Below are 12,851 nucleotides of genomic sequence, written 5' to 3' on the forward strand. Positions count from 1 at the left end.
CTCAGGGGAGGGGGGTGTTGCGCGTGCCCAGTCGTGAGGCGTCGACGGTGTCGCGCGCTCCGCGGAGCACTCCGCCGAGGAAGCCGAGTCCCCACGAGAGGTGCATGGTGGGCAGCACGAGCAGGGTCCACAGCCGCTGACGGGGCCCACCGCCACCGGGCAGGCAGGCGACGGCGATCACGAGCAGCACATATGCCAGGAGCGGCAGGTAGACCACCGCCGAGATGACCAGGGAGAGCGGCCCGGTGAGCACCCCGGTCATCTGCAGCAGCCCCACGAGCACGGCGATCACGACGAGGACGACGAGCGCGGGAGGCGCGAAGAAGCGGATGCCGTTGCGCCGCCCGAATCGGCGCACGAGCTCTCCGCGCCAGGCGCCGGTCGCTCGGAACTGTCGCGCCAGACGCAGCCAGCTCTCACGGGGCCAATAGGTCACCGAGAGGCTCGGGTCGAACCAGACCAGGTGACCGGCCTGGCGGATGCGGAGGTTGAGCTCCCAGTCCTCGCCTCGGCGGATCGTCTCGTCGAAGAGCCCGACCTCGTCGAGCACGGCGCGGCGCATCACGCCGAGATAGGCGGATTCGGCTTCGCCCTCGTGCGTGCCACCGTGGTAGGCGCCGCCCCCGAGGCCGACGGGGGAGTTGTACAGACGTGCGACCGCCCTCTGGAACGGCGCTCGTCCGTCGGCGTGCATCACGCCTCCGACGTTGGCGGCACCGGTGCGCTCGAGCGTCTCCAGCGCGCGCGCCGCGTAGCCGGGGGCGAGCTCGGAGTGCGCGTCGACACGGATGATGGTCGCGTAGCGGCTGGCGCGGATCGCCGCGTTCAGTCCGACGGGGATGTGCGCGGCGGGGTTGTCGACGAGCCGGATCCGGGCATCGCCTGCGGCGAGGCGCTGCGCGAGCTCCGTCGTGCCGTCGGTGGACGGGCCGAGTGCGAGCACGAGTTCGGCCGGAACCGCCAGCTCCTGGGCCAGCACGGAGTTGATCGCGTGCTCCAGGTAGGCGCGTTCATTGAGCACGGGCATGACGAACGACACTCCGGCTTCTGGCGCATCGTTGTCGTTGACTGGCACATGACGATCATGGCATGGGCTCGTCGGGCGTTCGCTGATTCGGAAGCGGGCCGTCGGTTGCGGAACCCGTCGGACGTGTCGTCGGCACTCGGTATCCTGGAGGGATGGGTGCAGTGTCCGACGCGAAGAAGGCATACCGTCTGCTGAAGCGGGCGCTGGCCTCGCGCAAGGCGGTGCAACGCGTGCGCCGGCGGCTCTCAGACCGCGAGCCGCACCCTCTGGACCACTATCAGGTCGCCGTCTACTTCGCCGACGGTGCGGTCAACATGTACCAGATGCGCCAGTGGTACCGACCGCTGGCAGAGCTTTCGAAGCGCTGGCCCGTCGTGGTGCTGTCGCGATCGGCCACCGGCGCCGACAAGCTGCTCGATGAGGATGGACCGCCGGTCGCGTTCGTGCCGACGGTGCGAGACCTGGAGCGCTTCATCGCCGCACAGGACATCCGCGTGGTCCTCTATGTGAATCAGAACACGCGCAACTTCCAGATGTTCCGCTATGGCCGGCGCTGGCACGTGTTCATCAACCACGGCGAGTCCGACAAGATGTACATGACCACCAACCAGTACAAGGCCTACGACTACGCACTGGTGGCGGGGCAGGCGGCTCGGGATCGTCTCTCGCGCACACTCTGGGACTGGGACATCGACAGCCGCACGATCGAGATCGGTCGACCGCAGGCCGACCACTACTCGGGGACGCTGCCGTACACCCCGGACGAGCGCATCGTCGTGCTCTACGCGCCCACATGGGAGGGCGACCGCCCGAGCGCGCACTACGGTTCGATCGCGACCCACGGCGAATCGCTCGTCAAGGCGCTGCTCGCGTCGAAGCGCCACCGGGTCATCTACCGCCCGCACCCTCGCAGTGGGGTGGTCGACGACGAGTACGATGCGGCGCACCGACGGATCATCGCAGCCATCGCCGCGGCCAACTCCTCGGACGCCACCGCGCAGCACGTGTACGACGACGGTGCGGATCTCGGCTGGCAGCTCGCTGCCGCGGATGTGGCGATCGTCGACATCTCGGCGATGGTCTACGACCGCCTCGCCGTCGGCAAGCCGTTGATGATCACACGCCCGACCGACGACCGCGCGTCGATCGACACCAACGGATATCTGTCGGACTGCGAATGGCTGACTGCAGACGGCGCGGTCGACATCATCGCCGAGGTCGAGCGCGTGCGCGCCGACGAGGCGGCGATCGCCCGTCTTCGGATGTGGGTGCAGCACTACTTCGGAGACACGACACCGGGCGTCGCCACCGCGAAGTTCCACGGAGCGATCGACCACCTCATGCAGGAGTGGGATCGCTGGCAGGCGAACGAGATCGGCGCCGTGCGAACCGACGAGGACGACGACGACGAAGAGGCCGACGAGGAAGAGGTCTGACGATGGACCTGCCCGTCACCCGCACGGTCGCCTCGCATCTCGAGGTGCTGTCCGAGGCCGGCTCGACGAACGCCGTTCTGAACGAGCACGCATCGGATGCCGGCGTCTGGCCGCACCTCTCCGTGCTCGTGACCGACAACCAGACGGCGGGCCGTGGGCGGTTGGACCGCTCCTGGATCGCACCGCCGGGAGCGTCGCTCGCTGTCTCCGTGCTTCTGCGGCGGCTTCCGGCCGCTGATGTGCGCGGGTGGATCCCTCTCGCGGCCGGCGTCGCGATGGCGGATGCGATCGCCGATCAGCTTCCCGACCACACCGTTGCGGTCAAGTGGCCGAACGACATCCTGGTCGACGGGCGGAAGATCTGCGGCATCCTCGCACAGGCGACCGCCGATGCGGTGATCGTCGGCACCGGGATCAACACGGCGATGACTGCGGCGGAGCTTCCGGTTCCCTCGGCGACGTCGTTCGCGGTGCTCGGAGTCGAGACGGACGCCGATCGACTGCTCGCGACCTATCTGCGCCGGCTCGATGTGCTGGTCGGAGGGCTCACCGCTGCCGGAGACGCGGTCTCGAGCGGTCTGCATTCCTCGGCGAGCGAGCGATGCGCGACGATCGGCCTCGACGTGGCGGTGTCGCTGCCCGGGGGCCGCACCCTCGTCGGGGAGGCGACAGCTCTCGATGCCGAAGGTCGGCTCGTGGTGTCGTCGGGAGGTGTCCAGCACACCGTCTCGGCGGGCGACGTCGTGCACGTCCGACCGGCCTGAGTCTGACACGCCCGGGCGCGGGGAGCACCGATGTCGGTCCTTCCAGGCACAATGGAAGGGTGACCCAGCCCGTGACTCTCGGCGGAAGGCCGACGATGCCACCGCCAGGCGTGCCCACAGAAGAGCTGCTCATCGCGCGGTTCCGCACCCACGCGCGCCGGCTGTTCTGGTCCGCACTGGTCCTGATAGGCGTGTTCGGTGCCACGGCCTACTTCTTCGACAATCTTCCGGCTCCGTTCGAGAACTGGATGCTGCTGAGCGCAGCGGGTGCGCTCGTGCTCCTGCTCGTGGTCGTGCCGTACGTCGTCTGGTACTCGCGCACGGTCACCGTCACGACCCGACGAGTCATCGTCCGTCACGGCATCGGAGCCCGCAGCCGCCGTGAGATGTCCCACGCGCGGGGGTACACGATCGGAGTGCGCCGCGGAGTGCTGCAGCGTCTGTGGGGTGTGGGCACCATCACCCTCTCGAACGGGGTCGACGAACCGCTGCGTCTCTCGAACGTTCCCACGGTGACACTCGTGCACGAGACACTCGCCGACCAGATCGAGGTCAGCCAGATCCTCGCGCATCGCGACGCGCAGTCCGGGCAGGACGCTCAGACCTCGTTCTGAGCGATGCCGACGTCCGCGCGAGACGTGTGATCGGTGTTCGCGTGGATGCGCGAGAATGGTCAGGACGAATGGAGACGGCACATGGCGTTGCGTGTTGGCGTGATCGGTGGAGGCCAGCTGGCCAGGATGATGATCGCTCCGGCGGTCGAACTCGGACTCGACCTGCGGGTGCTCGCTGAAGACGAGGGCATGTCGGCGCAGCTCGCCGCGACCGCTGTCGGCGACTACCGCGACCTCGAGGTCGTTCGCGCCTTCGTGAAGGATGTCGACGTCGTCACCTTCGACCACGAGCACGTCCCGCAGGAGATCCTTCGCGCGCTCGTCGCCGACGGTGTGGCCGTGCATCCGGGGCCCCATGCGCTGCAGTTCGCGCAGGACAAGCTGGTCATGCGCGCTCGCCTCGCTGAACTGGGCGTGCCGCAGCCCGACTGGGCGCCGGTGCGCGACCTCGCCGAGCTGCAGGCGTTCCTCGACGAACACGACGGCAAGGGTGTCGTGAAGACGCCGCGGGGCGGATACGACGGCAAGGGCGTGCGGGTCGTGCGAGCGGCGGCCGAGGCTCAGGACTGGTTCGATGCTCTGGCCGAGGGCGAGGCGCTGCTGGTCGAGGAGCTCGTCGGATTCGTGCGCGAGCTCGCCCAGCAGGTCGCTCGTCGCCCCAGTGGCGAGATCGTCGCGTACCCGGTGGTCGAGACGGTGCAGCGAGACGGCGTGTGCGCCGAGGTGATCGCGCCCGCTCCGCAGGCACCCGACCGTCTCGTCGAGATGGCCGAGCAGATCGGGCGCTCGATCGCCGAGGGACTCGGCGTCACGGGGATGCTCGCCGTGGAGCTCTTCGAGACCGACGACGAGCGGATCCTGGTGAACGAACTGGCGATGCGTCCGCACAACAGCGGGCACTGGAGCCAGGACGGCGCAGTGACCGGGCAGTTCGAGCAGCATCTGCGCGCCGTCGCTGATCTGCCGCTCGGCGACACGACGCCGCGCGCGCCGTGGTCCGTGATGATCAACATCCTCGGAGGCCCGAAGGACGGCTCGCTCGGGGAGCGTTTCGCCGGTGCCATGACGGGGTATCCCTCCGCCAAGATCCACACCTATGGCAAGGAGCCGCGTCCCGGCCGCAAGGTCGGCCACGTGAACGTGTCGGGCGACGACCTCGATGACGCTGTGTACATCGCGCGGGCAGCAGCCGCTCACTTCGATTGAGGGCTCATTCAGAGGTGTGCCGTTCGGGGTTTCTCCCAGCAGCAGACCGTAGCCTGAGTGGGTGACTGAGCCATTGCACTCCTCCGCAGCGCCCCTCGTCGGCGTCGTCATGGGTTCCGACTCCGACTGGCGTGTCATGAGCGATGCGTCTCAGTCGTTGAGTGACTTCGGAATCCCGCACGAGGTCGAGGTCGTCTCGGCGCACCGCACCCCGGACAAGCTGATGCAGTACGCGCGCGAAGCGCGTGGTCGCGGCATCCGCGTGATCATCGCCGGCGCAGGCGGGGCCGCTCACCTGCCGGGCATGCTCGCTTCGATGACGGCGTTGCCGGTCATCGGTGTCCCGGTGCCCCTCGCTTACCTCGACGGGATGGACTCGCTTCTGTCGATCGTGCAGATGCCCGCCGGAATCCCGGTGGCGACCGTGTCGATCGGGGGAGCCCGCAACGCGGGCATCCTCGCCGCGCGGATCCTGGGTACGTCGGATGAAGACCTCGCCGATCGCGTTGAAGCGTATGCGCTCGACCTCGAGGCGCAGGTCGAGGAGAAGAACGAACGGTTGAAGGGCTCGCTGTGACCCTTGCGCCGCCGAGAGGTACGGCGCGACCGCTCATCGAAACCCGTCCGCTCCGGCATCCGGATCCGACGGATGCCGCGACGATGACCAAGCGCGGCTGGTGGCTGGTCGTGCTGAACCTGCTCGTGCCGGGCTCCGCTCAGGTGCTGGCGGGTAATCGCAGACTCGGACGCATCGGCTTGGGGGCGACTCTTCTCGCGTGGTTCATGGTGATCGTCGGCGCCGGTCTCGCTCTCTTCGCGCGACCCGTGCTGCTGTGGCTGACCGTTGGCGGCGGCTGGTTCTCGGCGGTCATCCTCACGCTCGTGCAGGTGCTGATGGTCGCGTACATCGTGCTCTGGATCGTGCTCACCTTCGATGTCCTCCGCCTCGTGCGGCTCGTCCGGATCCCCGGGCCGTCGAAGTTCGCCATCCCGCTCGTCGCGATGCTGCTTCTCGGTCTGGTCGGCACCGGCATGGGGTATGCCGCGTCGTACGTCGGCACCGCTCGTGGAACGATCAGCACCCTGTTCGGCCAGAGCGGTCCGAGCCTGCCTCCGAGCGACGGCTACTACAACATCCTCCTTCTCGGGGCCGACAGTGGGGACGGCCGTGACTCGATGCGGTACGACAGCATCTCCGTGGTCTCCGTGAACGCGACCTCCGGTGCCGTCACCATCACCGGAATCCCACGAGAGCTGCCCGGGGCGCCGTTCAGTGAGGGCAGCCCGATGCAGGCGCTGTACCCGAACGGGTTCGAGGGGCACAGCTCGAGTTCGTGCGGCTGGAACGGATGGATGAACCACGTTCGCAATGCGGCGGAGATCTGTCGCGAGGACAAGGGTGAGGGGCTGTACCCCGACGCGGCGGCTCATGGGTCTGACCCCGGTATCGAGGCGACCAAGGATGCGGCTGAGGGGGTTCTCGGCATCGAGATTCCGTACTACGTCTTCGTCGACATGCACGGTTTTGCGGCGCTCGTCGATGCGTTGGGCGGGGTCGACATCAACGTCACGGAGCGGTTGCCCAAGGGCGGTCCGCCGGATGGCACGGACCCGCACGACGTCGATGCATGGGCGATCGGATGGATCGAGGTCGGGCAGCAGCACATGGACGGCGACACCGCCCAGTGGTATGCGCGTTCGCGCTACACGACCAGCGACTGGGACCGCATGAAGCGACAGCGAGAGCTGCAGGAGGCGATCCTCGCCCAGTTCACGCCGCAGACGGTGCTGACGAGATTCAACGAAGTGGCCGCAGCGGGCACAGCGCTGATCGACACCGACCTCCCTCAGGACAAGCTCCCGGAGTTCTTCGACCTGATGACGAAGGCGAAAGAGCTGCCGATCACGACGATCGAGCTCACCCCGGACAACGGCGTGGATGAGCACGAGCCGAACTACGACTACATCCACGAGATGATCCAGCAGACGCTGCACCCGCCGACGGAGACGCCGACACCGACGCCGTGATGCCCGCTCGGCGGGCTGCCACGGTCTGCGCACTGGCAGAGGACTCGGACCCCGGCTGGGCTACGGTGGCTCATCGATCCGTTCCGGCGCGCGAATAAGCCCACGACCGCCACCTGAGAGTGAGAGTGGCGGTCGTGGGCATCCGGCACGAGACCGGATTCACCAGACGACGGTGATCGGAGGGGGAGGGATCACCGTCGTCCAGTCGATCCCCGCTTGGCACGGGGATCTGACCTAGGCGCGCTTGCGGCGAGTGATCCCTGTTGCGACGAGCGCCCCGCCTGCGACCAGGGCAGCTGCCCCGCCGCCGATGAGCCACGGCGACACGCTTCCACCGGTCAGCGCGAGCTCGAGGCCGCCACCGGTGAGCGGAAGCTCGGTGCCGGAGGCGACAGCTGCGGGATCGTGCTCGCAACTCGCCGCGGCATCGTGCCCCTGCGAGACCGTGATGGTCGCCGTGTACGAACGCGAACCGTCGAACGAGAGCGCATACGATCCCTGGCCGTCGGCGGGCGGGCGGTAGCTCACCACGAGGCTGCCGTCGGCAGCTGCGGTGTTCCCCGAGACCGCCGAGTCGCCGGCGTCGAGACCCGAGACGGACACGCCGACGTTCTCGGACGGCTGGAAGTAGCCGGCTCCGAAGGCGACGGTCGAGACCTCACAGGTGTCGATGATCGGTTGATCGACGCTCACGCGCGGTGGCTCCGAGTACGAGTCGGACCCGCTCGGTGCGGCAGAGGCGACAGCAGGTGCCATGAGCACGAGTGCGCCAGCGGTAAGGCTGATGGCAGCCAGTTTCTTCAGCATGATTCTCCCCAGAATGTCATGCGGAATCGCATCCGGATACACCCCTGCACCCGACTGCGTGAGCTCTTTCTGTCCCCACGACAGAATTGCAGAACCCAGATATTCCCCAGTGAGAATGACCCTACATCATCGGATCGGGAAAGTCACGATGCGCAACGCAGTTGTTCTCGAGATGTCTCGGGAGTGCGGATCATCGGCGTGTGGTCGACGACGGTCAGCCGTTCTCCCGCGCCGGTGCCCTGGTACTCGACCGTGATCGTGGAGGACTCGCCCGGGGCCAGGAGCACCTCGTGCTGGACGGCGGAACGCGAGCCCAGGAGCGCGGTCTGGACGGCCTCCTCCTTGCCGTCTCGGTCGACGTGCGACGGCGTGGCACCTTCGGGCCCGTACACGGTGACGAGCGTGCGGACGGAGCCCGCGGGCACCCCGTAGAAGCCATCGGCCGTGACATAGGGCGGCAGCGAGGTCGCGGCATCCGCCGGTGCGTCATTGGTCCACGTGACGGTCACCTGCGTCGTCGGCTGACCGTCGCAGGTGCCGATCGACGTCGAGATGGCGGCGTTCGTGTAGTAGTCCATCTTCCCGCCGGTGGTGTCGTTGAACAGCACACCGACATGCGTCTCCGTGTCATCGGTGGGCAGGGCGCCGCCGAGGGACGAGGCGGAGAGCAGATCCTCCTCGTCGTCGTGCGCGCTCCAGATGCGGATGCGTCCTTGATCCGCGGACGTGGCGAGAGCGGCGACGAGATCCTTGGGCTCTGCCTTCGTCAGCGCGGCGGAGAGGAGCACGCCGGCTGCCTGCGAGAAGATCTCATCCTGTGCCCTCGGATCGGGAACGGCCGCGTAGATCTCCGAGAGGAGCAGGCTCACGACCGTCTCCTTCGTCACGTCGAACGGTCCGAACGACAGGGGACCGGTGGCTGCGAGAAGATTCTCGGTCATCACGGCGTCGACGGCGATGACGCCGTCGACCGTCTGCCCGAAGCGCTCCTGCCAGCGTGTGGCGATCGCTGGTCCGGCCTCGGTGAAATCGGGGACGCTGGTCAGGTTCTGCATGTAGCGGCCGGGCTGATCCTCGAAGAGCGCGACGGTCGAGTCGCTCAGGGGGAGAGGAGTGTCGAGCGCCGGGAAGTCCGGGACGGATGCCTGCTGGACGAGCGTGATCCGACCGCTCTCCGCGTGCAGCAGGGCGATCGCGCCGATGATGCCTCCCGACGAGCGGAGCTCGGCATTGTTCTGCATCGCGATGACGTAGTTCCGCGGTTCCTCGGCACCGAGCATGCTCGGGAGCAGAGCCGCTGCACCGTGCAGCGAGCCGACGACGGTCGCTGCCTGGGTGACGGTGGAACGCATCTCTCGCACTGCATCGGCGAGCGGGGGGAGGGTCGCATCCGCGTCGATCCCGAGCGCGCGCTCCTCGGCCGCATCCAACGTGTCGCTCGCATCGGCGAGGGAGGGTTCGATCGCCGCGAACGGTGTCAGGTCGATGACTCCTCCGGACAGGCCCAGGCTCGCGAGGTCGAGTTCGCCGGCCGCGTCGAGCACAGGCACGAGCGCGTCAGCGGCGACGTCGTCGGCGATCTCGGCCACATCGCTCACGGCGGAGAAGTTCGGTCCCAACCACGGCACGAAGGCGAAGCCCTGCCAGACCGGGTCGGAGGTGAGATCGTGTGCGGACTTCGCATGGTGGGCGATGCGTTCGGAGAGCGAGGCCGCCTTGTCGAGGTCGCCCTCACCGATTGCCGCCTTGAGCTTCGACGACGACGACGCGACCTGCTGGAGATCGTTCACCGCGCCGATGCCGCGGATCGTGACCCATCCGGTCGCGAGCACGAGGAGCGTCAGGATCACGCCGATGGTCCACCGCAACCATCGACGACGTACAGGGAGGCGTCCGTCACTCACCCCTGCATTCAAGCACGATGCGGCATATCGGAGGGAACGGAGATCGGTGCCGGTTGCTGCGGCCACGCTCCCGGGTTCTGGAGGCGCAGACGACTACTGTTGTCGCATGGGTGCTCGGCTGCGTGTGGTTCTTGATCAGCTGACGCATGTCGTCGATGCCGATCAGGCGTCCGCGTCGACGGATCTCGCCGCCGCACTCGTCGCCACCGCGCCGTCGGGATGCACGGTGGAGGCCATCGTGCCGTCGGGCGCAGACGTGCCCGTTCCGGGGATCTCCGAGGTGCGCAGGCTGTCTCTCGCTCGCCGGGAGCTCGCCGCGTCGTGGCAGATGGGGATCGTCCCGGGAGTCGGCGGTGGACTGATCCACTCGGCGACTCTGATGGCGCCCCTGGTTCGTCATGACCGTGTCCACGACCACGATCAGACGACCGTCACCCTCTGGGGCCTGCAGGCATGGGAGGCGCCGGAGTCGCTGTCGAAGACGTCGGTCGCCTGGCAGCGCGGCATGCTCAAGAGAGCCGCCAAGCACGCGGACGCCGTCGTCGTCCCGTCGCACGCGATCGCGGAGCGTCTCGCGGAGATCGCGAAGCTCCGCAATCGCATCCGCGTCATCCCCGGGGCCGTGCCGTCGGGATTCGTCGTTCCACTCGATGCTTCAGCACGCCGAGCATCGTTGTCGCTTCCGTCCGGCTATGTGGTTCTGACCGGATCCGCAGACACGCTCGATCTCGGTTTCCGCGCAGCGCTCGCCTCGGGGAAGCACGCGGTCGTGCTCGACGCTCCGGAGGGATCGGAGCCGAAGCTGGCCGAGATCGCCGCTGCTGCCGGACTGCCGGAGTCGCGAGCGCACATCCGGGGCCCGCTCTCCGCCGACGACCGCGCCGCCGTGTTCGGCGCGGCCTCGGCCATGGTCGCCACCGGCACGTGCGGGGCCTGGCCATGGCGCGTCGTCGAGGCGATGACGCTCGGCGTCCCGGTCGTCGCCGTCGAGAGCGGGGTGCACCACGACGTGATCGCCGACGGGGGCGCGGTGGTCGCACCTGCCGACCTCTCCGACGCCGTGGTCGACGCAGTCGGCGCGGGCGCGCGCAGACTGAGCGTTCTCGCCGCTGATCGCTCCCGCTCGTTCTCCTGGCTCGGCGCGGCCGAGCGCGTCTGGGGCCTGCACGCCGATCTCTGAGGTGCTGAGCGCCCGCTGTGTCTTCGTCCGACACGCCGTTTCGCAACGTCCGATTTCACGCAACAGTGGCATCATCCTGCAACTTCCGTCACACTGGTCACATGTCTCGACGTGCCCCACGCTCTCGAAACACCATGAGGATGCCCCGAATCCTCGCCACCTTCGTCGCAGTAGCGGCGCTCGTGGTCGGTGTCACCGTCCCTGCAGCCTCCGCCTCTGCGGCGACTTCGGCGTCGACGGGAGTCGTGCAGGCCCGAGACGTGAAGACGACCCTGGTGGGGTTCAGCGCGGGCAACATCATCAGCGATGCGGTGTTCACGAACAAGAGCACCATGACCGAGGCGCAGATCCAGACCTTCTTCAACAGCAAGGTCTCGAAGTGCCAGAGCGGGTACGTCTGCCTCAAGGACTTCCGGATCACCTCGGTGACGAGACCTGCTGACCAGTACTGCTCGGGATACAAGGGCGCTGCGAACGAGAGCGCCGCGCGGATCATCTACCGCGTAGCGCAGGCGTGCGACATCAACCCGCAGGTGCTGATCGTCATGCTCCAGAAGGAGCAGGGGCTGATCACACACACCTGGCCCAGCGACTGGCGCTACAACATCGCGCTCGGTCAAGGCTGCCCCGATACCGCGCCGTGCGACCCGAACTTCATCGGCTTCTTCCACCAGATCTACGGTGCCGCGAGGCAGATGCAGATCTACATGGAGGGCAAGTGGTTCCAGTGGTATGCCCCGGGGAACACTTGGAACATCCTCTACAACCCGAACTCGGCGTGCGGGTCGGGCCGCGTGTACGTCGCGAACAAGGCGACTGCCGCGCTCTACTACTACACGCCGTACCAGCCGAACGCCGCAGCGTTGAAGGCCGGCTACGGGGTGGGTAACAGCTGCTCTGCATACGGCAATCGCAACTTCTACAACTATTTCACCGACTGGTTCGGTTCGACGCAGTCGAGTCAAGTCAGCGAAGGTTCCCAGGCGATCAGCAAGGCCTGGGCGTCAGCTGGTGGGCTGTCAGGATCGTGGGGAAACCGCCTCGACGCCCCGAAGTGCAGCGGTGCGACTGTGTGCGGACATGTCTTCCAAAACGCGATCGCTTACTGGCAGCAGGGCAAGCCGCTCGTCGTCGCGACCGGAACGATCGCCAAATGGGCAATCTCCAAGGGAGTCTCGAAGGTCGGCTACCCGAACTCGGCAGCCGTGGCTGTTACCGAGAATGGTGGGGGAACAGCGCAGTCATTCACGAAGGTCCTCGTCAACGCCGGGCCGAGCGGCGTCTTCTCATTGACCGGGCTCACACGCACGGCGCACGCGGAGCTGGGAGGGGTCCGTCAGTCCGCCGGCTGGCCGACCTCGGAGAAGACATGCAGCAGCGGGAGCGACCGTTGCGTGCAGACGTTCCAGAACGCGGTCATCTCGGAAGTCGGAGGGCGCGCGCTTTCCGTGACGGATGGGACGGTGCTCAAGACATACAACGCGGCCGGGGGTGCCAAGGGCATCCTGGGCATCCCGACGTCGAATCTGGTCACGTCGGCCGCGAGCGGCGGGGGCAAGGAACAGGCCTTCGCCAATGGTGCCGTGAGCATGAGCGGCGCCGGTGCGTATGCGATCGCCGGTGAGATTCGCAAGGCGCACAGCCGGGCGGGTGGTGTGTCCGGACAGCTCGGGTGGCCGCTCGGTGCGCAGTCTTGCGGACTCGCTGGTGGCGGGTGCTCACAGAAGTTCCAGCACGGAACCGCTTACACGATCGACGGTGCGGGGCGATACGTCGCCGGCGATGTTTTCGACTTCTACGCCGGGAAGGGCGGTCCGTCGGGTGCGTTGGGCTATCCGTTGGGCGACACGGTGTCGGTGTCTGCGAATGGCGGGGGCACGGCGCA

Annotated in this window: 11 protein-coding genes; 8 read left to right on the top strand and 3 right to left on the bottom strand. The window is 67.5% G+C overall.

The genetic code is table 11. From position 1 onward, the window contains the following. Window position 1 precedes the first annotated feature (1 nt). Window positions 2-1,027 (bottom strand): glycosyltransferase family 2 protein, encoded by a 1,026-nt coding sequence (locus ACTJKH_RS15610; RefSeq protein ID WP_440737673.1) that lies wholly within the window; start codon window positions 1,025-1,027, stop codon window positions 2-4. A gap of 152 nt (window positions 1,028-1,179) precedes the next feature. On the opposite strand from ACTJKH_RS15610, the gene ACTJKH_RS15615 reads away from it, so the two are divergent. The 6 genes from ACTJKH_RS15615 (at window position 1,180) to ACTJKH_RS15640 (ending at window position 7,075) form a co-directional block, all read left to right on the top strand. Next, the gene (locus tag ACTJKH_RS15615; RefSeq protein WP_440737656.1) at window positions 1,180-2,463 is read left to right on the top strand and encodes a CDP-glycerol glycerophosphotransferase family protein; all 1,284 of its coding nucleotides are present in this window, start codon (window positions 1,180-1,182) and stop codon (window positions 2,461-2,463) included. Between the two features lie 2 nt (window positions 2,464-2,465). After that, on the top strand, window positions 2,466-3,227 hold the full coding sequence (locus tag ACTJKH_RS15620; RefSeq protein WP_440737657.1) for a biotin--[acetyl-CoA-carboxylase] ligase: 762 nt from the start codon (window positions 2,466-2,468) through the stop codon (window positions 3,225-3,227). A gap of 59 nt (window positions 3,228-3,286) precedes the next feature. After that, window positions 3,287-3,841, top strand: coding sequence for a PH domain-containing protein (locus tag ACTJKH_RS15625; protein WP_440737658.1), 555 nt, complete (start codon window positions 3,287-3,289; stop codon window positions 3,839-3,841). Between the two features lie 81 nt (window positions 3,842-3,922). Beyond that, window positions 3,923-5,047: a 5-(carboxyamino)imidazole ribonucleotide synthase gene (locus ACTJKH_RS15630; RefSeq protein WP_440737659.1), complete on the top strand. Its 1,125-nt coding sequence runs from the start codon at window positions 3,923-3,925 to the stop codon at window positions 5,045-5,047. Window positions 5,048-5,156: 109 nt separating this feature from the next. Further along, entirely contained in the window at window positions 5,157-5,624 is a 468-nt protein-coding gene (gene purE / locus ACTJKH_RS15635) for a 5-(carboxyamino)imidazole ribonucleotide mutase (RefSeq protein ID WP_210099143.1), read from the top strand. Between the two features lie 83 nt (window positions 5,625-5,707). Further along, a complete protein-coding gene (locus ACTJKH_RS15640) occupies window positions 5,708-7,075 on the top strand; it encodes an LCP family glycopolymer transferase (RefSeq protein WP_440737660.1) in 1,368 nt (455 codons plus the stop codon). Window positions 7,076-7,309: 234 nt separating this feature from the next. On the opposite strand, the gene ACTJKH_RS15645 is transcribed toward ACTJKH_RS15640, so the two are convergent. Beyond that, window positions 7,310-7,882 (bottom strand): hypothetical protein, encoded by a 573-nt coding sequence (locus ACTJKH_RS15645; protein WP_440737661.1) that lies wholly within the window; start codon window positions 7,880-7,882, stop codon window positions 7,310-7,312. Window positions 7,883-8,025: 143 nt separating this feature from the next. Further along, the gene (locus ACTJKH_RS15650) at window positions 8,026-9,786 is read right to left on the bottom strand and encodes a DUF4012 domain-containing protein (RefSeq protein ID WP_440737662.1); all 1,761 of its coding nucleotides are present in this window, start codon (window positions 9,784-9,786) and stop codon (window positions 8,026-8,028) included. 106 nt (window positions 9,787-9,892) lie between these two features. Here ACTJKH_RS15650 and ACTJKH_RS15655 point away from each other — a divergent pair, with 106 nt between their 5' ends. Both ACTJKH_RS15655 and ACTJKH_RS15660 read left to right on the top strand, forming a co-directional pair. Continuing rightward, window positions 9,893-10,966, top strand: a complete 1,074-nt coding sequence (locus tag ACTJKH_RS15655) for a glycosyltransferase (protein WP_440737663.1) — start codon at window positions 9,893-9,895, stop codon at window positions 10,964-10,966. Window positions 10,967-11,100: 134 nt separating this feature from the next. Next, window positions 11,101-12,851: LGFP repeat-containing protein (locus ACTJKH_RS15660; RefSeq protein WP_440737664.1), on the top strand; the 1,751-nt coding region annotated here is incomplete at its 3' end.

The sequence above is a fragment of the Microbacterium sp. 22215 genome (genome assembly GCF_052045655.1).
Lineage (GTDB): Bacteria > Actinomycetota > Actinomycetes > Actinomycetales > Microbacteriaceae > Microbacterium > Microbacterium phyllosphaerae.